The 23,062-nt window shown below is 66.1% G+C and carries 23 protein-coding genes and 1 pseudogene; 13 read left to right on the top strand and 11 right to left on the bottom strand.

Annotated elements, in window-relative coordinates; all coding sequences use genetic code 11:
• Nucleotides 1-64 precede the first annotated feature (64 nt).
• Nucleotides 65-997 (bottom strand): annotated as a pseudogene (locus tag CAG33_RS29155) (MCP four helix bundle domain-containing protein); the annotation flags it as partial.
• 30 nt (nt 998-1,027) lie between these two features.
• On the opposite strand from CAG33_RS29155, the gene CAG33_RS26415 reads away from it, so the two are divergent.
• Nucleotides 1,028-1,342 (top strand): DUF2388 domain-containing protein, encoded by a 315-nt coding sequence (locus tag CAG33_RS26415; RefSeq protein WP_085586719.1) that lies wholly within the window; start codon nt 1,028-1,030, stop codon nt 1,340-1,342.
• 114 nt (nt 1,343-1,456) lie between these two features.
• A complete protein-coding gene (locus tag CAG33_RS26410) occupies nt 1,457-1,858 on the top strand; it encodes a hypothetical protein (protein WP_085586725.1) in 402 nt (133 codons plus the stop codon).
• A gap of 12 nt (nt 1,859-1,870) precedes the next feature.
• Here the strand turns inward: CAG33_RS26410 and CAG33_RS26405 are convergent, their stop codons facing one another.
• Nucleotides 1,871-2,596, bottom strand: a complete 726-nt coding sequence (locus CAG33_RS26405; RefSeq protein ID WP_085641118.1) for a tellurite resistance TerB family protein — start codon at nt 2,594-2,596, stop codon at nt 1,871-1,873.
• Between the two features lie 220 nt (nt 2,597-2,816).
• Here CAG33_RS26405 and pcsA point away from each other — a divergent pair, with 220 nt between their 5' ends.
• Both pcsA and CAG33_RS26395 read left to right on the top strand, forming a co-directional pair.
• A complete protein-coding gene (gene pcsA / locus CAG33_RS26400; RefSeq protein WP_085586717.1) occupies nt 2,817-3,539 on the top strand; it encodes a phosphatidylcholine synthase in 723 nt (240 codons plus the stop codon).
• A gap of 9 nt (nt 3,540-3,548) precedes the next feature.
• Complete coding sequence (locus CAG33_RS26395) at nt 3,549-3,935, top strand: DUF488 domain-containing protein (RefSeq protein ID WP_085641116.1); 387 nt, start codon at nt 3,549-3,551, stop codon at nt 3,933-3,935.
• Between the two features lie 302 nt (nt 3,936-4,237).
• Here CAG33_RS26395 and CAG33_RS26390 read toward each other — a convergent pair whose 3' ends face one another.
• The 5 genes from CAG33_RS26390 to CAG33_RS26370 all read right to left on the bottom strand — a co-directional run bounded on the left by CAG33_RS26390 (nt 4,238) and on the right by CAG33_RS26370 (nt 7,540).
• Nucleotides 4,238-5,050, bottom strand: coding sequence for a class I SAM-dependent methyltransferase (locus tag CAG33_RS26390; protein ID WP_085641114.1), 813 nt, complete (start codon nt 5,048-5,050; stop codon nt 4,238-4,240).
• 30 nt (nt 5,051-5,080) lie between these two features.
• The gene (locus CAG33_RS26385) at nt 5,081-5,353 is read right to left on the bottom strand and encodes a DUF4242 domain-containing protein (protein WP_085586714.1); all 273 of its coding nucleotides are present in this window, start codon (nt 5,351-5,353) and stop codon (nt 5,081-5,083) included.
• 219 nt (nt 5,354-5,572) lie between these two features.
• Nucleotides 5,573-6,787, bottom strand: a complete 1,215-nt coding sequence (locus tag CAG33_RS26380) for a cytochrome c biogenesis protein DipZ (protein ID WP_085633896.1) — start codon at nt 6,785-6,787, stop codon at nt 5,573-5,575.
• 43 nt (nt 6,788-6,830) lie between these two features.
• Nucleotides 6,831-7,241, bottom strand: coding sequence for a hypothetical protein (locus CAG33_RS26375; protein WP_085586712.1), 411 nt, complete (start codon nt 7,239-7,241; stop codon nt 6,831-6,833).
• A 29-nt stretch (nt 7,242-7,270) separates the two neighbouring features.
• The gene (locus CAG33_RS26370) at nt 7,271-7,540 is read right to left on the bottom strand and encodes a DUF2790 domain-containing protein (protein WP_085586711.1); all 270 of its coding nucleotides are present in this window, start codon (nt 7,538-7,540) and stop codon (nt 7,271-7,273) included.
• Between the two features lie 304 nt (nt 7,541-7,844).
• Between CAG33_RS26370 and CAG33_RS26365 the strand changes: the two genes are divergently transcribed.
• The 4 genes from CAG33_RS26365 (at nt 7,845) to CAG33_RS26350 (ending at nt 13,372) form a co-directional block, all read left to right on the top strand.
• Complete coding sequence (locus tag CAG33_RS26365) at nt 7,845-8,585, top strand: response regulator (RefSeq protein WP_085586710.1); 741 nt, start codon at nt 7,845-7,847, stop codon at nt 8,583-8,585.
• On the top strand, nt 8,582-9,889 hold the full coding sequence (locus CAG33_RS26360; protein ID WP_085586709.1) for a HAMP domain-containing sensor histidine kinase: 1,308 nt from the start codon (nt 8,582-8,584) through the stop codon (nt 9,887-9,889). Before CAG33_RS26365 ends, CAG33_RS26360 begins: the two co-directional genes overlap by 4 nt.
• A 266-nt stretch (nt 9,890-10,155) precedes the next feature.
• Nucleotides 10,156-12,336 (top strand): hypothetical protein, encoded by a 2,181-nt coding sequence (locus CAG33_RS26355; RefSeq protein ID WP_085641112.1) that lies wholly within the window; start codon nt 10,156-10,158, stop codon nt 12,334-12,336.
• Nucleotides 12,323-13,372 carry an NAD(P)/FAD-dependent oxidoreductase gene (locus tag CAG33_RS26350; RefSeq protein WP_085641110.1) on the top strand — a complete coding sequence of 350 codons (1,050 nt, stop codon included), beginning with the start codon at nt 12,323-12,325 and terminating at the stop codon, nt 13,370-13,372. The genes CAG33_RS26355 and CAG33_RS26350 overlap by 14 nt, the downstream gene beginning before the upstream one ends.
• A 1-nt stretch (nt 13,373) precedes the next feature.
• Here the strand turns inward: CAG33_RS26350 and CAG33_RS26345 are convergent, their stop codons facing one another.
• Nucleotides 13,374-14,120 carry a DUF2063 domain-containing protein gene (locus CAG33_RS26345; RefSeq protein ID WP_085586706.1) on the bottom strand — a complete coding sequence of 249 codons (747 nt, stop codon included), beginning with the start codon at nt 14,118-14,120 and terminating at the stop codon, nt 13,374-13,376.
• Complete coding sequence (locus tag CAG33_RS26340) at nt 14,107-14,952, bottom strand: DUF692 domain-containing protein (protein ID WP_085586705.1); 846 nt, start codon at nt 14,950-14,952, stop codon at nt 14,107-14,109. Before CAG33_RS26340 ends, CAG33_RS26345 begins: the two co-directional genes overlap by 14 nt.
• Nucleotides 14,953-15,303: 351 nt before the next feature.
• Between CAG33_RS26340 and CAG33_RS26335 the strand changes: the two genes are divergently transcribed.
• Together CAG33_RS26335 and CAG33_RS26330 are read left to right on the top strand one after the other, a co-directional pair.
• Nucleotides 15,304-16,350 (top strand): class I SAM-dependent methyltransferase, encoded by a 1,047-nt coding sequence (locus CAG33_RS26335; protein ID WP_085633885.1) that lies wholly within the window; start codon nt 15,304-15,306, stop codon nt 16,348-16,350.
• A 204-nt stretch (nt 16,351-16,554) separates the two neighbouring features.
• Nucleotides 16,555-17,349, top strand: coding sequence for an NAD-dependent protein deacetylase (locus tag CAG33_RS26330; protein ID WP_139831409.1), 795 nt, complete (start codon nt 16,555-16,557; stop codon nt 17,347-17,349).
• A gap of 39 nt (nt 17,350-17,388) precedes the next feature.
• On the opposite strand, the gene CAG33_RS26325 is transcribed toward CAG33_RS26330, so the two are convergent.
• Nucleotides 17,389-18,297 carry a LysR family transcriptional regulator gene (locus tag CAG33_RS26325; RefSeq protein WP_085641108.1) on the bottom strand — a complete coding sequence of 303 codons (909 nt, stop codon included), beginning with the start codon at nt 18,295-18,297 and terminating at the stop codon, nt 17,389-17,391.
• 174 nt (nt 18,298-18,471) lie between these two features.
• Between CAG33_RS26325 and CAG33_RS26320 the strand changes: the two genes are divergently transcribed.
• The 3 genes from CAG33_RS26320 to CAG33_RS26310 are packed head-to-tail and all read left to right on the top strand — an operon-like array spanning nt 18,472 to nt 21,053.
• On the top strand, nt 18,472-19,170 hold the full coding sequence (locus CAG33_RS26320) for a CoA transferase subunit A (RefSeq protein WP_085641106.1): 699 nt from the start codon (nt 18,472-18,474) through the stop codon (nt 19,168-19,170).
• A gap of 24 nt (nt 19,171-19,194) precedes the next feature.
• Nucleotides 19,195-19,860, top strand: a complete 666-nt coding sequence (locus CAG33_RS26315) for a CoA transferase subunit B (protein WP_085586700.1) — start codon at nt 19,195-19,197, stop codon at nt 19,858-19,860.
• An 11-nt stretch (nt 19,861-19,871) separates the two neighbouring features.
• Nucleotides 19,872-21,053, top strand: coding sequence for an acetyl-CoA C-acetyltransferase (locus CAG33_RS26310; RefSeq protein WP_085641104.1), 1,182 nt, complete (start codon nt 19,872-19,874; stop codon nt 21,051-21,053).
• A 671-nt stretch (nt 21,054-21,724) separates the two neighbouring features.
• Here CAG33_RS26310 and CAG33_RS26305 read toward each other — a convergent pair.
• Nucleotides 21,725-23,044, bottom strand: a complete 1,320-nt coding sequence (locus CAG33_RS26305; protein ID WP_085641102.1) for an Nramp family divalent metal transporter — start codon at nt 23,042-23,044, stop codon at nt 21,725-21,727.
• Nucleotides 23,045-23,062 lie beyond the last annotated feature (18 nt).

The raw sequence follows: 23,062 nt of genomic DNA, 5'->3' as shown, positions 1-23,062 counted from the left end.
GCTCGCTCATGCCGCTGACGCCGTGGGCATTGCGCCGCACCACGTCGATCATGTCGCGCAGGTCGCGCTGCATGGTGCCCAGGGTGCGGATCAGGCCGCTGGCTTCGTCCCGGCCGGCGGGCTCGGCGATCGGTTCGCTGAGGTTGCCGTGGGCGATGCTCTCGGCGATGCGGCTGGCGGCCCTCAGGGGCCCGGTGATGCCCAGGTACACCCAGCGGCCCTCGGCCAACAACAGCAACAGGCTGGCCAGCAGCACGGCGCCGAGGGCGACGTTGGCGCTGCGGATCGCTGCGGCGGTGCCTTCGCCGGTCTGACGGGTGTTGCTCTCGATCAGTTCGCTGAGGGCGGCCATGCGCTCCTCCAGCTGGCTGAACGCCGTGTTGAACGTGCCCAGTTCCTGCTGCGCCGCCTCGGGGTTGTCCAGCGCCAGGCCGACGATCCGTTCGCCCGCGCCGATGTAGGTGTCCAGGCTCGGTTTGATCTGTTCGAGCGCAGCGCGGATCGTCGGGTTGACCGGCAGCTTGAGGTTCTCGCCCAGCACCTCGCGAAAATGCGCCGCGTGCTCGTTGACCGACTGGCGCACCTCCTCCGCGGTGCTGGTGCTTTTGCCAAGGCCCGTGAGCATCGCCGAGAACACGTCGGCGCGCAGGGCGTCGTGCATCATGTCGGCTTCCAGGTGGTTGCGCAGCGCGGACATGCTCACCGCGCTGTCGTCGAACGCGGCGGACATCCGCCCGTTCCCCACATAGCTCACCAGACTGACGATCAGCGCCGTCACCAGGCTGGTCGCTATCAGCAGCATCAAGCGCAGTTTGATCGACACCGTGGTTTCCTCCCTGGTCACGCCGCCAATTGAATCGTCAACGTTTGAGTTAAGCCTATTTCCGCCGGCCTGCCGCACCGGAACGTCTCGGCGTGTGTCTACGCCCCGCCGTCCGCCCTCCGGCACGGAACTCCCGCACCGCCGCGCACCTCTCACATTATGTGGTAAGTCCATTTAGCCGCTTGCTGTTGGAGGTACACCGCCATGCGCCACTTAGTGCTCGTTTCGTCCCTCATCCTCTGCCTGCCCTTCGGCTCGGCCCTGGCCCGCGTGGACGCGGGCGACGTCGCCACTTCGGCGGGGATCTCCGCATCGCTCTACTCGACCTTCAAGGACCACAAGCTGGTGATTCCGGCCCGTGACGACCTGTCCGCCTTCGTCGCCAGCGGCGGCGCCATCCGGGGCGTGTACCTGGAATCGGTGCTGCAGCAGGTGCGCCAGGACAACCCAGGCCTTACGGCCAGCGACGAAGAACTGGCCAACGCCATCCTGGCCCATTACGAAGGCCTGTCGCAGTAGGCCAACATCCCCGACAGCGGTGGCCGACCGTAGTCGCCACCCTTTAGCCCTGCCGATGGACGGCAGGCGGGCGGGCATGGGCAAAACCGTCGGACGGCCTCTATGATGGAGGCCATGACGATTTGCGCACCGATCCGCTCCCCCTGCCCTCCCGGCGCCTGCAATTGCGGGCGCGATCCACTGCTGGAGAATCCCGGCGCGGATGTGCGCATCCTGATGCTGACCCGCCAGGAGGAAAAGCGCTTGCTCGAACGCCTGGAAAACCTGCAGAGCCTGGCCGACCTCGAACGCCTGCAAGGCCGGATGTTCGAGCAACTGGGCATCCGCGTGAGCATCTCGCCGGGGTTCAACGAAGTGCGTACGATGCGCGGCATCGCCATCGACATCGATGAATTGCCCGGCCTGTGCCGCAAGACCCGTCAGTCGATCCCCGCTGCCATCCGCCGGGGGCTGGAGCGCCACCCGGAAATCGCCTTCGCCCTGCTCAACGCCCACGACCTGCTGCGCGACGCTTGACGGCCGCCCCGGTCAGGCGCCGCCCTTGGCCTGCTGCTCCAGGTGCACCTGCAGATCGGGGTCGATCCCCAGCGCCGCCGCCAGCTCGTCCAGGTAATTGCGTTCGGCCTCCTGCTGGTCGTCCACCAGCATCACGCTGGCCAGGTACATCTCGGCGGCCATCGCCGGATCGCCCTGGGCCGACTGCGCCACCTCCGCAGGATCCAGCGGTTTGGCCACCTCGGCGTCGAGCCATGCCTGCAGTTGCGGATCATCGGTGTGGCGGCCGATTTCGCTGCTGATCAGGTGCTTTTCCGATTCGTCGATGCGCCCGTCGGCCTTGGCCGCGGCGATCAGCGCACGCAGCACCGCGTGGCTGTGTTCCTCGACCTGCGGGCCGGAGAGCATGTCCGCGGTCTGCGGCGCCTGTTGCGGAGCGGCGCTGGCCTGGCTGCGTTGCCAGGCCTGGTACGCCTGGAACGCCATCATCCCGAGCGAAGCCAGCGCCGCGTAGTTGGTGCCGCCGGAGCGGCCCTGAGCGCCACCGCCCAGCGCTCCGCCGCCCAGCAGGCCGCCCAGCAGCCCGCCCAGTCCGCCCAACCCGCCGGCGGGCGCTCCGCCTGCGCTGTTGCCGCCTCCCAGCAACCCGCCGAGCAGGCCGCCGAGGCCGCCCAGCCCGTCGCTGGCCGAAGCACCGCTTTGTTGTCCCGCAGAGGCCTGGCCCCGCAGCAGTTGTTCAAGCAAATCGCTGGTGTTCATGACGGTGTCCTCCGGACGGCGTGAATGCGTCTGGCAACGATAGCCCTGCGCTGCCGCAGCGCCAGCACCGTTTGGCTGAAGCGCGGGGCCGGACGGCGATTTCTCCGGCATCCTTTTTCCGCGGCCAGCTAAGATTCATTGAGGGTGAACCTTATCCCGGCGCCACCGGTCGATACCTGCAACCCTGACCCGGCCCGCCTCACTTTCTGGAGAACGCCCCGTGATATCGACCGTCCACATCGCCAGGCTCAAGGCCTGGGGCGCCCATGGATTCACCGCGACCGGCGTGGTCACCGCTTTCCTGGCCACCCTCGCGCTGTTGGAGAACCAGCCGACCCATTGCCTGATGTGGCTGGGCGTGGCGCTGATCGTCGACGGGCTGGACGGGGCGCTCGCGCGCAAGGTCAACGTGCAGTCGGTGCTGCCGAGCTTCGACGGCTCGATCCTCGACCTGGTGATCGATTACCTGACGTACGTGTTCATCCCCGCGCTGTTCATCTACCGCTACATTCCCCTGCCCGACTACACCCTGCTGCTGACGGTGTCGCTGATCCTGGTGTCGTCGCTGTTCTGCTTCTGCAACGTCAACATGAAGAGCAAGGACAACTACTTCGTCGGCTTCCCCGCCGCCTGGAACGTGGTCGCCCTGTGCCTGTACATCATCGCGCCGGGGCCGTGGCTCACCCTGCTGACGGTGATCGGCCTGGCGCTGCTGACCGTCACCCGGATGAAGTTCCTGCACCCGTTCCGCGTGCGCCGGTTCATGCCGATCAACATCGCGGTGACGGCCATCTGGTTGCTGTGCAGCCTGTCGCTGGTGCTCAACCATCCGGTGATCAATCCGTTCGTGATGGGGCTGTGGCTGCTGATGTCGGCGTACTTCCTCGGCATCTGCGTCTGGCGCACGGCGCTGGAGTGGTTCGACGGCGCTCACCTGAAATAGAGGTTTCCCATGCCGATCCGTATCGTGCGCCTGGGCTCGCCCCGCGCCCCCGAAGAAGGCCTGCGCCTGGGCACCGTGCGCCGCCCGCCGCGCGGGGTGCCCAAGGCCGAGTTCGCCCGCCGTGATTTCTATGATGTGTGGCAACCGCTGCTCTCGCCCAGCGCCGACCTGGTGGCCGAAGCGCTGCACGCCGAGGACGCCAAGGCCTGGGCCGCGTTCGTGCGCAAGTTCAAGGCCGAGATGAAACAGCCGGCGGCGAGCCAGATGCTGGATCTGCTGGCGGCGCTGTCGCACCAGACGTCGTTCGCCCTTGGCTGCTATTGCGAGAAAGAAGCGCACTGCCACCGTTCGGTGTTGCGCGAACTGCTGGTGGCGCGGGGGGCGCAGGTCAGCTGAGCGTTCGCGAGCCCTTCGTTGCCTGTCCCGCCGCTATCGCTGGCAAGCCAGCTCCCACAGTATCCCGGGTGTTCGCATCAACGGCGGACAACCGCAGTCCCTGTGGGAGCTGGCTTGCCAGCGAAAACAATGGCCGCTTCGATGCAGGCATCGGCTCTACCACAGTATCCCGGGTGTTCGCATCAACGGCGGACAACCGCAGGCCCTGTGGGAGCTGGCTTGCCAGCGATAGCAATGGCGCCTCGATGCAGGCATCGGCTCTACCGGCACCCGTCGCAGCGCCGCACTTGCAGGAGCAGGCCTCAGCGTTTGGCGATGACCACCTCCAGATACTCGCTCGGCACCACCAGCGATTTGTCCCCGCCCCGGTTCAGGCTGTTGAGCAATTGGGCCAGATCGTTTTCCAGCGCCAGGCCGCTTTCCGGCGGCAGCGCGGCGAAGGCTTTGTGCACCGGTCCGTACCAGTGGCGGAAAATGTCGATGAAGTGCGCCGCCGAGCGGTAGCGGAAGTTGAAGTGGCGCCGCGTCACCTGAACCGCAAAATGGCGATCGTCGAACCGGGCGTGCAGCCAGGCTTCCGTCCCCCAGTTCGAAGGCGGCTGGGCGCCGGCCGGCGGCGGCAGGTGCCGGCCCAGGGTCTTGAACATCTGGCCGACGAACCCTTCCGGGGTCCAGTTGGCCAGACCGATCCGCCCGCCCCGTCGGCAGACCCGCGCCAGTTCGCTGGCCGCCTTGTCCTGGTCCGGTGCGAACATCACGCCGAAGGTCGACAGCACCGCGTCGAAACTGCTGTCGGCGAACGGCAGCGCTTCGGCGTCCGCCACCTGAAAGGTCACGTCCAAATGCTCGGCGCGAGCCCGGTCCTGGCCGCGTTCGAGCAGCGCCGCGACGTAGTCGGTGGACGTCACCAACGCGCCGCGCCGTGCCGCCGCCAGGGTCGCGTTGCCGTTGCCGGCGGCGACGTCCAGCACTTCTTCGTCGCAGCGCAGGTCGCAGGCCTCGGCGAGGTTTTCGCCGACGATCTGCAAGGTGGTGCCGATCACGGCGTAGTCGCCGCTGGCCCAGGCGACTTTCTGGCGTTCCTTCAGGGCAGAGAGATCAATGGGGGTACTCATGATGCGCAGCTCCGCTGACGGTGGCCCGGCTCATTCGGCCGTGGTCGGGTCGATGATGCTCGTCACCTGCGACACGCTGTTGGCGGGGAATCCGCCCAGCCTGGCGTGCTCGCGAACCAGCTCTTCGTTGGGGGCGATGTACACGCAGTAGATCTTGTCGCCGGTGACGTAGCTGTGCAGCCACTGCACCTGCGGCCCCAACTCACGCAACACCTGGCAGGACGTCTGCGAAACGGATTTGAGTTCTTGCGGCGAGAGCTTTCCGGCCCCTGGAATCTCGCGTTCAATCACAAACTTCGGCATGGCAACCTCGCTTGCTTCTCATCGGTGCTTGCGCCGGCAGTGGCGCAACCCGACCACTATCGCGCCGGGGGCGGCCGGCGTCCTTGCCAATCGTCCGGAGAGCCCGCAAAACCGGGGCTTTGCCGATGAGCGGCGGGATTTTGTAAAGGCGTCGAAACACAACCGCGACCACGGAAAACGGCCCGGGGCTTTCGCCGCCGGGCCGTCGGTCTGCGCGGCTCATGCGGCCGGCGCTTTCGCCTCTTCCAGCAATTGCCGGATCATCTGTTCCTGGGCCTCGTAGCGGCCTTCGCCGAAGTGGGTGTAGCGCACTTGCCCCTTGGCGTCGATCAGGTAATGCGCCGGCCAGTACTGGTTGTCGAAATGCCGCCAGATCGCGTAGTCGTTGTCGATGGCCACCGGGTAGGTGATGCCGAGCTTCTTCACTTGATCCTTGACGTTGTCGATGATCCGCTCGTAGCCGTATTCCGGCGTGTGCACGCCGATCACCACCAGGCCGTCCTTGCCGTACTTCGCTTCCCACGCCTTGACGTACGGCAGGGTGTGCTGGCAGTTGATGCAGTCGTAGGTCCAGAAGTCCACCAGCACCACTTTGCCGCGCAGGGATTCGGCCGTCAGCGGCGGCGAGTTCAGCCACTGCACGGCGCCGGACAGGGACGGCATCGTACCCTTGCCTGCCTCCTCCATCAGCGAGTCCGCCCGCACTTTGCTGATGAAATAGTCGACCACCTTCGGCACGTTCTCCAGCACGCCCTTCTCGACCGACGCCACACCTTCGGACGACGTGCTGGCCAGCAGGGGCTTGTCGGCGCCGGTGGCGATCACGGCGGCGGTGGCCAGCACCGCCACGCCGGCACCGCGGCGCAACCAGCCGGTGAACGGGATCGACGGCTTGAGCCGGTTGACCAGCCCGCGTCCGGCGAAGATCAAGGTACCCAGCGACAGCGCACTGCCCGCGCCGTAGGCCAGCAGCAACAGGCTGGTCTGGGCGTTGGCGCCTTGCAGCATGGCACCGGTGAGGATCACGCCCAGGATCGGCCCGGCGCAGGGCGCCCACAGCAGACCGGTGGCGACGCCGAGCATGATCGATCCCATGGGCCCGGCCTTCTTCCGGGCGTCCGGATCGAGGCGGTTGCCGAGCAGGACGAAGGGACGCGACAGCCAGTCGCCGACCCGGGCCGAGATCAGCGACAGAGCGAACAGCACCATCACGAACAGCGCGATGTGGCGGCCGGTGTTGCTGGCCTGGATCACCCACTCACTGCTGACCACCGCCAGGCTGGAGACCAGCGCGAAGGTCAGGGCCATGCCGCCGAGGGTCAGCAGGATCGAGGAGCGGCTGCGGTGGGCACCGGCGAACAGGAACGGCACCACCGGCAGGATGCAGGGGCTGAGGACGGTCAGCAGGCCGCCCAGAAAAGCGATGAGAAGCATGGGAGTCACCTTGATGTCGGAAGTGTTCCAGGTTCTGTGGCGGTCAGGCGTTCTGGCTGTCCAGCCATTGGCTCTGGGGTGTGCGGCTGGCGCCGTTCTCGGCCACCAGTTGACCCTGCGGCGTGCGGCTGGAGCCGTCGGCGGCCACCAGTTGACCCTGCGGCGTGCGGCTGGAGCCGTCGGCAGCCACCAGTTGGCCCTGCGGCGTGCGGCTGGAACCGTCGGCAGCCACCAGTTGCCCCTGCGGCGTGCGACTGGAACCGTCGGCGGCCACCAGTTGGCCCAGCGGCGTATGGCTGGAGCCGTCGGAAGCGAGGCCTTGCTTGGCCAGCGGCGTCAGTTGGAAGCAGGTGCCGTTGCCGCAGCTGTGCTGCTCCACGGCAGCGCTGGCGTGGGCGGCGACACCGGCGAAGGCAAAGGCGAAAGCGGTCAGAAAGCGCGATACGTTGTTCATGGCGTTGATCCTTTTATGAAAGTGGGCAATCAGTTTTCGTTGTGGCAGCCGTCGCCGAACTTGCTGTAATCGAGCACACGGGTCTGGCCGGCCGAGTCGAGGTAGGTCATGCGGGCGTCGACGATGCCGCAGCTCCCTGGGTTGCTTTCCTTGAGGGAAATCACTTTCTGGATGTCCAGATGCGTGCCGTAGGTGTAGGTTTGCGCAGCGACATCGGCCTCGGCGCGGGCCGACAGGGTGCAGATGTTCAGGGCGGCGAACAGGCAAGCGGCAGCGATGGTCTTGGTCTTGGCGTTCATGGCGTTTTCCTCGGGCGTCAATGGATGATTCGTTGTCCGGGCCCGGCGTCTGTGCCGTGCCTCGATGGAGCTCATTGAACGTTGGCGAGGTATCGCGCTTGTGTCGGCAAACGGCTGCGTATCCATGGCTGTGTATCTGTGCAGGCCGGGGATACACAGCGATACAAAACCCTGAAAAAATCCGCTTTTTGCGTCAGCCTGTATCCGCCTGCGCGGCAGATACACTGCAATACAAACCCAGGCAGGCGGGCCCCTCGGGGCTCGATAGACTGCGCGTCATCCCCTTTGATTGAGGTTTGGCCCCATGGATCATGTCGATCACATCCTGATCGTCGACGACGACCGCGAGATCCGCGAGCTGGTCGGCAATTACCTGAAGAAGAACGGCCTGCGCACCACCGTGGTCGCGGACGGCCGGCAGATGCGCAGCTTCCTGGAAGCCAACACCGTGGATCTGATCGTGCTCGACATCATGATGCCCGGCGACGATGGCCTGCTGCTGTGCCGCGAGCTGCGCGCCGGCAAGCACAAGGCCACGCCGATCCTGATGCTCACTGCGCGCAACGACGAGACCGACCGCATCCTGGGCCTGGAGATGGGCGCCGACGATTACTTGACCAAGCCTTTCGCCGCCCGCGAACTGCTGGCGCGGATCAACGCCGTGCTGCGCCGCACGCGCATGCTGCCGCCCAACCTGGTGGTCACCGAAACCGGCCGCCTGCTGGCGTTCGGCCGTTGGCAGCTGGACACCTCGGCCCGCCACCTGCTGGACAAGGACGGCACCCTGGTCGCCCTGAGCGGCGCCGAATACCGCCTGCTGCGGGTGTTCCTCGACCATCCGCAGCGGGTGCTCAGCCGCGACCAGTTGCTCAACCTGACCCAGGGCCGCGAGGCCGACCTGTTCGACCGGTCCATCGACCTGCTGGTCAGCCGCCTGCGCCAGCGCCTGCTGGACGACGCCCGCGAACCGGCCTACATCAAGACCGTGCGCAGCGAAGGCTATGTGTTCTCCTTGCCGGTCGAAGTCCTCGGAGCCCCTGCATGAACCTTGCCCTGCGCTGGCCGCGCACCCTCGCCTCCCGGTTGTCGCTGATTTTCCTGATCGGGCTGATCCTCGCCCAGGCGCTGTCGTTCGGCGCGCAGTACTACGAGCGCTACGAAAGCGCCAAGCACACCATGCTCGGCAACCTGGAGACCGACGTCTCGACCTCCATCGCGATCCTCGACCGCCTGCCGGCCGAGGAGCGCCCGGCCTGGCTCAAGCGCCTGGCCCGGCCCAACTACGGTTACCTGCTCAGCGAGGGCGAACCCGGCACCCCGATCGGCGCAGGCGATGTGCCGGTGGCGGTCACGTCCATCACCGACGCCATCGGCGAGGCCTACCCGCTGACGTTCACCGACATCCCGGGCCCCAGGAAACACTTCCAGGGCCACCTGCGCCTGGGCGACGGCAGCCCGGTGACCATCGACGTGTGGCCGTCGATGGCGCCGCTCTCACCCTGGCTGCCGGTGGTGCTGATCGGCCAACTGGCCCTGATGCTGGTCTGCACCTGGCTGGCGGTGCGCATCGCGATCCGCCCCCTCACCCGCCTGGCCAATGCGGTGGAGACCCTCGACCCCAACGCCCACCCGATCAACCTGGACGAAAAGGGCCCCAACGAAGTGGCCTACGCGGCCCGTGCGTTCAATGCGATGCAGGCGCGCATCGCCGCCTACCTGAAGGAGCGCATGCAACTGCTCGCGGCGATTTCCCACGACCTGCAGACCCCGATCACGCGGATGAAACTGCGGGCCGAGTTCATGGACGACTCCGCCGAGAAAGACAAACTGTGGAACGACCTCGGCGAGATGGAGCACCTGGTGCGCGAGGGCGTGGCCTACGCCCGCAGCATCCACGGTTCCACCGAAGAGAGCCGGCGCACCCACCTGGACTCGTTCCTCGACAGCCTGGTGTTCGACTACCAGGACATGGGCAAGGACGTACAACTGGGCGGCAAGAGCGACGCGGTGATCGACACCCGCCCCCACGCCTTGCGCCGGGTGCTGGTCAACCTCACCGACAACGCCTTGAAGTTCGCCGGCGCCGCCGAACTGTGGGTCGAGCGGCAGGACGGCAAACTTTCGGTGAAAGTCATGGACCGCGGCCCCGGCATCGCCGAAGAGGAACTGGCCCAGGTGATGGAGCCGTTCTACCGCGTGGAGAACTCGCGCAACCGCAGCACCGGCGGCACCGGCCTGGGCCTGGCCATCGCCCAGCAATTGGCGATGGCTTTGGGCGGTTCGCTGAACCTGAGCAACCGAGAAGGCGGCGGACTGTGCGCCGAGCTGCGATTGCCCCTGCAAGGTTGATTTCTGTTTAAGAACCGCCGGCAAGCCGACGTCACGGCCTACATTGCGCGATGCCGGCGGCTACAACGCCGGTAGAATCGGCCGATTGTTGCCCCTGGGCGACCCCTCTATCGTTGCGTGTATCGCCACATGCTCGCTGAACAGCCGAGCGATGAAGCAGACGTCCTCCGGCGACCGTCGGTCGTGACTGTCAGGTCTGACAGTCGCCGGACGCCGACATTTACTGTGTGGTGGCATCACATGCGCTCCGACCGAGACCGACCGCCATGACACTGCTGGAAAACGTAGAACAGACCTGCAAACGCCTGGCGCCCGGCGGGTGGCAGTCACTGATGCGGGCACACGGGCTGGACCTGTCGGCGGTGCCGCTTGACGTCGAGCTGCTCAAACCGCTGACCATCGATAGGACCCTGCCGGGCTTCGAGGATTTTTCAATGGCAGGCTTCCGGGCCATCGAGCCAGGAGAACCCTCGCGCAGCCTGCTCTTCCATGCCTTGGCCTCAGCGCGGGTCACGCTCGATGCAACCGGCCAGCCGTTGCAACTGTTTCCCTCCCCGGCTGAGATCGAAACGCTGCTCGACCTGGTCTTCGGCATCCGCCCTCCCACACTCGACGAGCTCCGGCAAAGGGCCCGGGGAGCGCCTCTCGCCGTAGCCGTGTTTGCCTGCGAATACCGTTGCGCCGTCGATACGGTGCACGGCGTACACGCCGACCTGTGCTTTTCCCGCACCGGCATCGCCCGTGTCGGCACCGCCGCCGCCCGGTACGACACCCGCCTGCGGAGCCATTTGCCTTGGGTGGACGATGACGCCTACGGCATCCGGGTCATGCCCGTGCGCTACAGCGCCTATGTCGCCGTGCAGCTCAAAGGCGACGCCGAACGGTTCGGTCCGTTGGACTTGCAGGAGGACATCGACGACGGCCTGGATTTCTGGGTGCCGCTGCACAAACTGTTCGAGGGCCCCGAATGCATCGCCGGCATGGAGCTGACGCTGCGGCTGGACAACCACCAGATCAACGAAAAGCTGCGGCACATACACCTGCGTCATGCCGGCACCGGTTGGCAGGAGCCGGAAATCAGCCAACCGCCGTTCGTCATCAGCGAGGGCCTGGCGTATTGGGCAGACCCGGCGGATCGGGGGCCAGGGCTCTTGCTGCCGCAGGTCAGGCCACGCCTGGTCGAGCCGGCCTGCCTCGACGGCCAGCCCCTTGCCTTTCAGATGCCGGCCGGAACCGCCGGCATGGTGCATGGCCGCCACAAGCTCAATGAGGACGGCAGCATCGAGGATCTGAACGACCGGGAAGGCGTGGGCGAGCTGGTCGACCGCGGCGGTTACCGGACCCTGCACTATCACGACGGTACGGCTGACGGTTGGGTGCGTGCGCATTGCTTGCCGTTGAACACCCAGATGCCGTCGGTGGCGGCCTACTCCGTGATCGGCCCACCGGATTTCTTCCCTTTGTGCACCCAGCGACGGTTGCTGACGTGGGTGAACCACGAACCTGTAATACCCGACCCCGACATCTGGCACGCCCGGTTGCAAGCCCTGTCGAACGTCCGCTATTGCGCCAACCTGGCGCTCAAGGACCAACCGTTTTCGCCAGACGACCGCAGCGTGACGGCAATCGTGGCACAACTGCGCAACGCCGGCGTTCCCCCCTCCGGCGACCTGCAACCGGCCATCGCCCGACCGACCTCATTGCCCGACGGCGCAGCCGGTGTGTTCGGCCCGGGTTGGGAGACCGGCTGGATCCGTCAGCGGATGCCAGACGACAGCTGGATCAATGTGCTGGCCGGTTACCAGATGGCCAGCCCGTTCACGGAAGACATACGCATCTGCGCGGCGCTGGGCTCGTTCTGGCCAGGCACCGCACCGGATTCGGCACAGACCTTTGAACCCCGCAGAACCTTGCACAGCATCATTCCGCTGACCGACGGGGAAACCGGTCAGGGGGCCGTCGCCTGGGATCACCAGCAACGGCCGCAACTGATACAGGATCAGGGGCGGACATTGGCCCGCTACCGCGCCTACGAATACAGCGACTACACGCAGGTCGCCCTCGACAACCGGTTTTCCCTGCAGCAGACCGGCGCCGTGGATCAGCAGGCCTACCAGAACCGGGTGCTGTCGATGTACCGCGTCTACAACGCACTCGGTGCAGGCCAGAACGACGCCGAGCGCAACCGTTGGCCGGTGCTTTCGTTCCAGAGCGTGCTGCGGCCCGATCCGGAGCTGGACCTGGCGGAGCGACAGGCCGGCACCGCACTGGACGGCTGGGTGCATCGCTACCGGATGTACCGACGCGGCGACGTCTCCACCCCGGCTGGCGACTTCAAGCGGCGGGACGTCGAGGTGCAGGAGCAGGTGAGCCTCTTCGTCAGCGTCGCAGCGATGCTGCTGAAGACCGACGGCGCCCCCTGGCGACTTGTGCTTGAACCGCTTTGATGTGGTGGTGGTCGGCGGTGGCCCCGCAGGATCCGCGGCGGCCATCGGCTGTGCGCAGCGCGGATGGCAGGTCGCCCTGATCGAGCGACACGCCTTTCCCCGCTTCCGCCCCGGCGAAAGTCTGCATCCGGGCATCGAGCCGTTGCTGCAACAACTGGGTGTGGCTGAACGGTTGTGCGGCATGGATGCCATGCGCTTCCACGGGCATTGGGTGCAGTGGAACGCACCGCCGCAATACATCGGCTTCGGCGGCGACGACAACGGCCCGTGGCGCGGCTTCCAGATCGCCCGAGCCCGGCTGGACATGGCGCTGCTGCAAAGGGCTGCGGCGCTGGGAGTGACGGTTCGTCAGCCTTGTCGGGCGCGACGGGTGCTCATCCACCAACACCGCGTGATCGGCGTGGACACCGACACCGGCCCCCTGTTTGCCTCGTACGTGCTCGACGCCAGCGGAGCGTCGGGCTGGCTCGGCCGTCGACTGCAGCTACCGCTGCGCCGTTGCTCACCACCGTTGCAGGTCCGCTTCGGCTACCTCGACGGGCACATTGCACCCTATTCGCAGACACCGCACCTGCTGGCCGACACCGACGGCTGGACATGGCTGGCGCAGGTGGAGGAACAAACGCTGCACTGGGCACGGCAGACATTCGAAGCGCAACGCCTGACGAGGGGGGATCACCCGCCTTGCGCATTGCCCGAACCGCTGCGGAACCTGCCGCCCCGGGGGCGCCCCCGCAGCGCCGACGTGACGTGGCGCATCAGCGCCGCCCCCGCCGGCAGCGGCTACTTCATTGCCGGCGACGCGGCCAGCCAGCTCGACCCGGCCTCCTCCCACGGCGTGCTCAAGGCCCTGATGACAGGCATGCAGGCTGCGCAAGCAATATCCGACTGTCTCCGGCATCCGGCTTTGCAGACGGCGGCGCAGTCGCAATACAGCCAATGGTTGAGCGACTGGTTCGAACGGGACAAGGCCCAGTTGCAGCGTTTCTATCGCCTGCACCCGTGTCCGCCCCGGTGGCTGCCGACCGAGGAATGAATCAGTTCCCCACCACACCGTCGTCATGCAACTGGCGCAGCAGCGCCTGTCCGCTGTCCAGAAACGCCGTAGTCACAGGCAACCCGGCTTCGGCCGCCAGCGCCCCGAGGTGTTCGGCCCCGATCATCTGCGGCCATTCGCCGATCCGTTGCAGCAGACGCCAGGCCAACGGGCTCAGCTCGGAAAACCTCACGCTGAAGTCTGCCGTGCGCCTGACCAGCAACAGGGTCGGCTCGGCGGGCGGCGTGGCCGGTCGATGATCCGGCCCCAGCTTCTGCACCGGCCAAGCGTAGGCCAGCGGCCAGGCAAGTGGCGACACCTGCAACGGCCGGGTCAGCAACGAGGCGCCGTCGCTCGGCGGCAAGGGCTGCGCATCGGACTGCTGCAACACCATCTCCACCCATTCGTAATGGGCCAGTTCCACCAGGAACCCCGGCCACTGGCCTTCGCCCGGCTCGTCCGCGCGATCGGCGAGGTAGCCGACGAACGCTTCGGCGATTTCACCGAACTTCGGCGTCTGCGCGCGGTGATCCCGCAGAAAGCCGCGGACCAATGTGCGCCAGGCGTCCTGGCCGATGATCCGGATCAGCACCGGAAAGGTGCCGCCCAGCAACTGCGAAACATTGTTGAACACCAGGTCGCGGTACACCTCGACCCGCGCCGCCTTCATGCCGGGCGGAGGCGACTGGTTGTCCGGATCCCGCAGGTAGCGGGTCAAGGCCAGTTGTTGCCGCTCAAGGCTGTCCATGCTGACCTCCTTCGGCTTGCAGGCGGCGGATGGTCCGCAACTCAGCCACCAGGTCGGAGAACGCCGGGAAGTTGAAGTCCCGTTCAAGCAAGGTCGGCCGCGCACCGAAACGGGCATAGGCTTTGGCCAGCAGCGCCCACACCACCGGTTTCACCGGGGCGCCGTGGGTGTCGATCTTCAGCGTGTCGGACTCATCGAAATGCCCGGCCACGTGCATGCCGACCACCCTGCCCGGCTCGATGGCATTCAGCAGGGTCAGCGGGTCGAACCCGTGGTTGACCGAGTTCACGTAAACGTTGTTGACGTCCAGCAGCAGGTCGCAGTCGGCCTCGCGCAGCACGGCGTTGGTGAAGGTCGCTTCGTCCATGTCCTGCCGGGGGGCGGCGTAATAGGAAACGTTTTCCACCGCCAGCCGCCGGCCGAGGATGTCCTGGGCCTGGCGGATCCGTGCGGCGACGTGGTGCACCGCCTCTTCGGTGAACGGCAGCGGCAGCAGGTCGTAGAGGTGGCCGTCGTCGCTGCAGTAGCTCAGGTGTTCGCTGTACAGCGGCACGTCGTAGCGGTCGAGGAACGCGCGCACCTCGTGCAGGAAACCGGTGTCCAGGGGCGCCGGGCCGCCCAGGGACAGCGACAGGCCGTGACACGACAGCGGATAGCGCTCAGCCAGTTCGCGCAACGCCGCGCCATGGGCGCCGCCGACGCCGATCCAGTTTTCCGGCGCGACCTCAAGGAAGTCGAAATCGCCGGTGCGGGCGGATCGCAGGTCTTTGATCAGGCCACGGCGCAGGCCGAGCCCGACACGGGGCGGTACGGTGGGATGTTGAGTCTGCATGGGCAAGGTCTCGGTTGAGGCGCCGCCGGAGATGGCGGCTGACCTGTCCAGTAGGCGCCCTGGCTGTATCGCGGCTGTGTGGCCGGCCGGGTGAAGGTCGACGGTTTTGTATCGCGAACGGGGCCATACACACTGGGATACACGCCGGCGGTGGGTCCCGGGGCAGAAATCCGATGTCCGCCATCGGTTCGGGGTGAGTGTTTTGCCATCACGGGACTAGACTCAAACATTACCCAGTCGAGGGGGCCGCAGGGCGCCGCTTGCGCCCGATTCCATGACCACCGCCCGGTGGCGATCGCCTCGACGCCCGCACAGCCGCCGGAGCGTGATCCTGCAACAGGAGCACCTGTGATGGACGAGGCCAGACTCAACGAGTTCATGGGCAAACTGGTCAACGACATGGGCGGCGCGGCGATGCTGGCCAATGTCATCGTCGGCGAAGAGCTCGGCCTGTACCGGGCGATGGCCGACAGCCAGCCGATCAGCCCGGAAACCCTCGCCGAAAAGACCGCCTGCAACACCCGCCTGGTGCGCGAATGGCTCAGCGCCCACGCCGCCTCCGGCTACATGGAACACCTGGACGGAAAATTCCGACTTCCCGAAGAACAGGCCCTGGCCTTGGCCATCGAAGATTCGCCGGTGTATGTCGCCGGCGGCCTCGGGGTGGTCGCGTCGTTTTTCCACGACAAGGACAAACTGGTCAAAGCCATGCGCGGCAACGGCGCCCTGCCCTGGGGCGACCACCACCCGTGCATGTTCACCGGCACCGAGCGGTTCTTCCGCCCAGGCTACAAGGGGCACCTGATCGCCGAGTGGCTGCCGGCGCTGGACGGCGTGGTGGCCAAGCTTGAGGAAGGCGCCAAAGTCGCCGACGTCGGCTGCGGCCATGGCGCCTCCACGGTGATCATGGCCCAGGCCTACCCCAATTCGCGCTTCGTCGGTTTCGACTACCACGCGCCCTCGGTGACCGTCGCCACCCAACGCGCCGAAGAAGGCGGGGTCAGCAGCCGGGCACGGTTCTTCCAGGGCACGGCGAAAAGTTTTCCCGGCGACGACTACGACCTGATCTGCTACTTCGACTGCCTGCATGACATGGGCGACCCGGTCGGCGCGGCGCGTCACGCGTATGACTCGTTGAAGGACGACGGCACGGTCCTGCTGGTCGAGCCGTTCGCCAACGATACGCTGGACGACAACATCAACCCGGTCGGCCGGTTGTTCTACGCCGCCTCGACGTTCATCTGCACCCCGAACTCGTTGTCCCAGGAAGTCGGCCTCGGGCTCGGCGCGCAGGCCGGCGAGCTGCGTTTGCGCAAGGTGTTCAGCGAGGCGGGCTTCAAGCAGTTTCGGCGGGCCACGCAGACGCCGTTCAACCTGATTCTGGAGGCACGCAAGTAACGCGGCGGGGTAAGGGAGCGTGCTCCCGACGGTGCGCAGGCCCCAAAACACAGAGGCCTGCTGCGCAATCCGGCGGGAGCAAGCCCCCTGGCCATGGCAGGTGCTAATCTGCATGCACCTTCTGCCTGCGGAGCTTCGGTCATGACCGACCGTTCCTGTCCCGACCGTTCCAACCCCGACGCCTTCACCCATTTGCTGGAAGCCATGGCCGGCGGCGACTTCGTGGTGCTCACCGGCGCCGGCATCAGCACCCCGTCCGGCATCCCCGACTACCGCGACAGCGACGGCGTGCGCCGTGGCCGCCAGCCGATGATGTATCAGGAGTTTCTCGCCGCCCCCGAATCCCGCCGCCGCTACTGGGCCCGGGCCATGCTCGGCTGGCCCCGGGTGCGCCAGGCCCGGCCGAACGTGGCCCACGAGGCGTTGGCCGACCTGCAGGAGCGCGGCCTCATCAACGGGGTCATCACCCAGAACGTCGACACCCTGCACGACCGCGCCGGCAGCCGCGACGTGATCGAACTGCACGGCAGCCTGCACCGGGTGCTCTGTCTGGACTGCGGCCGGCGCAGCGAACGGGACTCGGTCCAGCAGTGGATGGAAACGCAGAACCCTTACCTTGCCGGCGTCGATGCGGTGCAGGCGCCGGATGGCGACACCCTGCTCGACCCGGCCTTCGAGGCACGGTTCCAGATGCCCCGCTGCCCCCATTGCGACGGCGAACGGATGAAGCCGGACGTGGTGTTCTTCGGCGAGAACGTCGCCCAGCCCACGGCGGCGCAAGCCATGGCGGCGGTGGAACGGGCGGCCGGGATGCTGGTGATCGGATCGTCCCTGATGGCGTTTTCGGCCTTTCGCCTGTGCCGGGCGATCGCCGACCGGGGCAAGCCGCTGATCGCGATCAACCTGGGCAAGACCCGGGCGGATGAATGGCTGGACCTGAAGATCGAAGGTTCGTGCGAAGTGTTGTTGCCCCGCTTGGCGAAATGCCTGGCCCCATGACGGCTTTTGTGGGAGCCAGCCTGCTGGCGATGGCGTCCTTCAAGGCTCCGCAGGGCCCAGGCGCTGGCCGAGGTTTTCCTGGCGCAGGATATCGAACAGTGCCTGCGCCGCCGCCGACAGTTCGTTGCCCGGCTCGGTCAGCACACCGATGGCCCGCTCCACCACCGGTTCGCGCAAGGTCAGGCAGCACGCGCCCAGTTCCTGCATCTGCACCGCGCACAGGGCCGGCACGGCGCTGACGCCCAGGCCGCTGGCGACCATCCTTCCGACCGTCGCCAGTTGATGGCTTTCGAACTCCACCGGGAGTTTCATGCCCCGGGCCTGCAAGTGCTCCTCAAGCATCACCCGCACCGTGGACGGTCGCTGCAACGTGATGAACGGTTGCTCAAGCAAGGTCAGCCAGTCGATTTCCTGGCGCCCGGCCCACGGCGAATCCTGGGGCACCACCGCCACGAAGCGGTCGGTGTACAGCGGCGTGAAGCTCAACGACGTGCTCTGCATCGGCTCGAACGCCACCCCGAGTTCCACCTGACGGTCGCGCACCATCTCCAGCACCTGTTCGTTGACCACGTCGTTGACCGTGACATTGACGTTCGGGTAACGCGCGCGAAAATTCTTCAGGATCGGCGGCAGCAGGTTGCCGGCGAACGACGGCATCGCCGCCAGCGTCACCCGCCCCCGTTGCAGGCTGAAGCGTTGGCGCATTTCGTCTTCGGCGTTGTCCCAGTCGGCGATCAGGCGCCGGGCCAGCGGCAGCAGGGATTCGCCCTCCGGAGTCAACGCCACGTTGCGGGTGTTGCGGCTGAACAGGCGTCCGCCCAGCCCCTCTTCCAGCGCTTTGATGGTCAGGCTCAGCGCCGACTGCGACAGGTGCAGGCGCTCGCAGGCCACGGCGAAACTCAGGCTCTGGGCCACGGCGAGGAAGGCGCGGATCTGTTTGACGGTCATGGTCGCGTTGCTCCAGTTGTAAGCCGCAAGCGTTAAGCTGCAAGACGGGGACGGTGATTAATTGAGTTTTATCAATCAATCCACCCTAAAAATCAACTTAACAAATATATCGTCCGGCGAGACACTCCAACCATTCGGCTAGCCAGCCGCCTACCAACAATAAAAGAGGTGCCTATGGCAGGTTTCGACAAGCGCGTGTACTCCTACGAGGAGGCTCTGGCCGGCCTCAAGGACGGCATGACCGTGATTTCCGGCGGCTTCGGCCTCTGCGGCATCCCCGAAAACCTGATCGCCGAGATCAAGCGCAAGGGCACCCGCGACCTCACCGTCGTCTCCAACAACTGCGGCGTCGACGGCTTCGGCCTCGGTGTGCTGCTGGTGGACCGGCAGATCCGCAAGGTGGTGGCCTCCTACGTCGGCGAGAACAAACTGTTCGAGGAACAGCTGCTCAACGGCGACATCGAAGTCGTCCTCACTCCGCAAGGCACCCTGGCCGAGAAAATGCGCGCCGGCGGCGCGGGCATCCCGGCCTTCTTCACCGCCACCGGCGTCGGCACCCCAGTGGCCGAAGGCAAGGAAGTGCGTGAGTTCCACGGCCGCAAATACCTGATGGAAGAGTCCATCACCGGCGACTTCGCCATCGTCAAAGGCTGGAAGGCCGACCACTTCGGCAACGTCATCTACCGCCACACCGCCCAGAACTTCAACCCGCTGGCCGCCACCGCCGGCAAGATCACCGTGGTCGAGGTCGAAGAGATCGTCGAACCCGGCGAGCTGGATCCGTCGCAGATCCACACCCCCGGCATCTACGTCGACCGGGTCATTTGCGGCACGTTCGAAAAACGCATCGAACAGCGCACCATCCGCAAATAACTCAGGCTGACGGAGAACAAGAACATGGCACTTACCCGCGAACAAATGGCTCAACGCGTCGCCCGCGAAATGCAGGACGGCTTCTACGTGAACCTCGGCATCGGCATCCCGACCCTGGTCGCCAACTACATCCCCGAAGGCATGGAAGTCATGCTGCAATCGGAAAACGGCCTGCTCGGGATGGGCCCTTTCCCGACTGAAGACACCATCGATGCCGACATGATCAACGCCGGCAAACAGACCGTGACCGCGCGGATCGGCGCGTCGATCTTTTCCTCGGCCGAGTCCTTCGCGATGATTCGCGGCGGTCACGTCGACCTGACCGTGCTCGGCGCGTTCGAAGTGGACGTGCAAGGCAACATCGCCTCGTGGATGATCCCCGGCAAACTGGTCAAGGGCATGGGCGGCGCGATGGATCTGGTGGCCGGCGCCGACAACATCATCGTCATCATGACCCACGCCTCCAAGGACGGTGAGTCCAAGTTGCTGAGCCAGTGCAGCCTGCCGCTGACCGGCGCCGGGTGCATCAAGCGCGTCCTGACCGACCTCGCCTACCTTGAAATCGAAAATGGCGCTTTTGTCCTCAAGGAACGCGCACCTGGCGTCAGCGTCGAGGAAATCGTCGCCAAAACCGCTGGTAAACTGATCGTCCCGGATCACGTACCGGAAATGCAGTTCGCTGCCGAGTGAGGAATTCGAAAATGCAAGACGTCGTCATTGTTGCCGCCACGCGCACCGCGATCGGCAGTTTCCAGGGGGCGCTGGCCACCGTCCCCGCCGTGGATCTGGGCGCGGCGGTCATCCGCCAGCTGCTTGAGCAGACCGGTCTGGACGGTGCCCAGGTCGATGAAGTGATCATGGGCCAGGTGCTGACCGCCGGCGCCGGCCAGAACCCGGCGCGCCAGGCCGCGATCAAGGCCGGCCTGCCCCACGCCGTGCCGGCCATGACCCTGAACAAGGTCTGCGGCTCGGGCCTCAAGGCCCTGCACCTGGGCGCCCAGGCGATCCGCTGCGGCGACGCCGACGTGATCATCGCCGGCGGCCAGGAGAACATGAGCCTGGCCAACTACGTAATGCCCGGCGCCCGCACCGGCCTGCGCATGGGCCATGCCCAGATCGTCGACACCATGATCAGCGATGGCCTGTGGGACGCCTTCAACGACTACCATATGGGCATCACCGCCGAAAACCTGGTGGACAAGTACGGCATCAGCCGCGAGCAGCAGGACGCCTTCGCCGCCGCTTCGCAGCAGAAAGCCGCTGCAGCCATCGAGGCCGGCCGCTTCGTCGATGAGATCACCCCGATCCTGATCCCCCAGCGCAAAGGCGACCCGGTGGCGTTCAAGACCGATGAGCAACCGCGCGGCGACACCACCGCCGAATCCCTGGCCAAACTGCGCCCGGCCTTCAAGAAGGACGGCAGCGTCACCGCCGGCAACGCATCGTCGCTCAACGACGGCGCCGCCGCCGTGATCCTGATGAGCGCCGAAAAGGCCAAGGCCCTGGGCCTGCCGGTGCTGGCGAAAATCGCGGCCTACGCCAACGCGGGCGTCGACCCGGCGATCATGGGCATCGGCCCGGTCTCGGCCACCCGCCGCTGCCTCGACAAGGCCGGCTGGTCGCTGGATCAGTTGGACCTGATCGAAGCCAACGAAGCGTTCGCGGCCCAATCGCTGGCGGTGGCCAAGGACCTGCAATGGGATCTGGCCAAGGTCAACGTCAACGGCGGCGCCATCGCCCTCGGCCACCCGATCGGCGCATCGGGCTGCCGCGTGCTGGTGACCCTGCTGCACGAAATGCTCAAGCGCGATGCGAAGAAAGGTCTGGCGACCCTGTGCATCGGCGGCGGCCAAGGTGTGGCGCTGGCGCTGGAACGGGCGTAAGCCAAAAGCGTTCATCAGCGGTCGGCGGATCCACGACATCCGTCGCCCTCTGGCAACAAACCCGGCACGGCTTGCGTCGTGCCGGGTTCTTTTTTGCCTGGGCTCAGGGGAAACCGTTCAACATCGTCGGTGACTGACCCACCGCCATCGCCAGCAAGCTGGCTCCCACAGGTTTTTGCGATGATCTGCCATTTCTGCGTACACCGCCGGCCCCTGTAGGAGCTTGCCTGCAAGCGATGGCGGCATATCAGGCAATGAAGATGTCGGGTGTGCCGACCTCATCGCCAGCAGGCTGGCTCCCACAGGATTCTGCGTTGGGCTGCCATTTCTGCGAACGCCGCCGACCTTTGTGGGAGCTGGCTTGCCAGCGATGGCGGCATGTCAGGCAACGAGGATGTCGGCTGTGCTGGCCTCATCGCTAGCAAGCTACCTCCCACAGGATTCTGCGTTGGGCTGCCATTTCTGTGAACGCCGCTGACCTTTGTGGGAGCTGGCTTGCCAGCGATGGCGGCATGTCAGGCAATGAGGATGTCGGGTGTGCCGACCTCATCACCAGCAGGCTGGCTCCCACAGAATCTTGCGGTGGCCCGCCAATGCCGCGAACGCCGCCGGCCCCTGTGGGAGCTGGCTTGCCCGCGATGGGGATGGTGCAGCCCCTGCAACAGTGAAGGTCAAGCAACCAGCTGCAGGATCAGCCAACTGTTGGCCCCGCTGATCACCGCAAACAACCCCCACGCCAACACCCGGGTCGGCAACCGGTTCACGAACGGCCCCATCAGCTGTCGGTCGTTGGTCATGCGGATCAGCGGGTACAAGGCGAACGGCAGTTGCAGGCTCAGCACCACCTGGCTCAGCACCAAGAGCTTGCCCACCGCGCCGTCGCCCATCAGCCACACGCCGATGAACGCCGGGATCAGCGCCAGCCCCCGGGTGATCAGGCGCCGCTGCCAGCAGGGGATCCGCAGGTTCAGGAACCCTTCCATGATCACCTGGCCGGCGATGGTGCCGGTGAACGTCGAACTCTGCCCGGACGCCAGCAGCGCCACACCGAACAGCACGCTGGCCAGCGCCCCGCCCACCAGCGGATCCAGCAGGTGATAGGCGTCCTGGATGTCCGTGACGTCGGTGTGCCCGGACTGGTGAAACGCCGCCGCCGCGAGAATCAGGATCGCTGCGTTGACCAGCAGCGCCAGCGCCAACGAGCCGATGGTGTCGATGCGCGCCAGTTTCACCGCGTCCTGCTGGCTGGCCAGGTCCTTGCCGATCAGCCGCGTCTGCACGATGGATGTGTGCAGGTACAGGTTATGCGGCATCACCGTGGCGCCGAGGATGCCGATCGCCAGATACAGCGGCGCCGCCTCGCCGATGGCCGACAGCGACGGCTTGAAGCCTTGGGCGACGTCCGGCCAATACGGCTTGATCAGCAACAACTCCACGAAAAAGCACACGCCGATGGTGCCCACCAGCACCAGCATGATCGCCTCCAGCCGCCGGAAGCCCCGGTTCTGCAAGGCCAGCACCAGCAGCGTGTCGAACGCCGTGAGGGCGATGCCGACGCTCAGCGAGCACCCCAGCAGCAAATGAAATGCCAGCGCACAGCCCAACACTTCGGCCAGGTCGGTGGCGATGATCGAAATCTCCGCCAGCCCCCATTGCAGCCGTGCCGTGCTGGTGCTGTAGCGCTCACGGGACAATTGCGCCAGATCCCGCCCGGTGGCGATGCCCAGGCGCGAACACAGGCACTGGACGACCATCCCCGCCAGGCTCGTCAGCAGCACCACGAACAGCAGGCTGTAGCCGAACCGCGACCCCGCCTCGATGGCCGTCGCCCAGTTGCCCGGATCCATGTAGCCGATGGACACCAGCAGTCCGGGGCCGGCGAAGCGCAGCACACGCTTGAAGAATGAAGCACTCGGATCGACCGCGACGCTGCCGGCCACTTCCGGCGGGCAGAACGGCGCGGTGCCGACCTTGGGCAGACTGAATTTCACGCACACATCCAGAAACAA

Source organism: Pseudomonas sp. B3(2017), from assembly GCF_002113595.1.
In the GTDB taxonomy this organism is placed as follows: domain Bacteria; phylum Pseudomonadota; class Gammaproteobacteria; order Pseudomonadales; family Pseudomonadaceae; genus Aquipseudomonas; species Aquipseudomonas ekonensis.
Note: the sequence above shows the minus strand (reverse complement) of the source record. Positions and strands in the feature narration are given on the sequence as shown.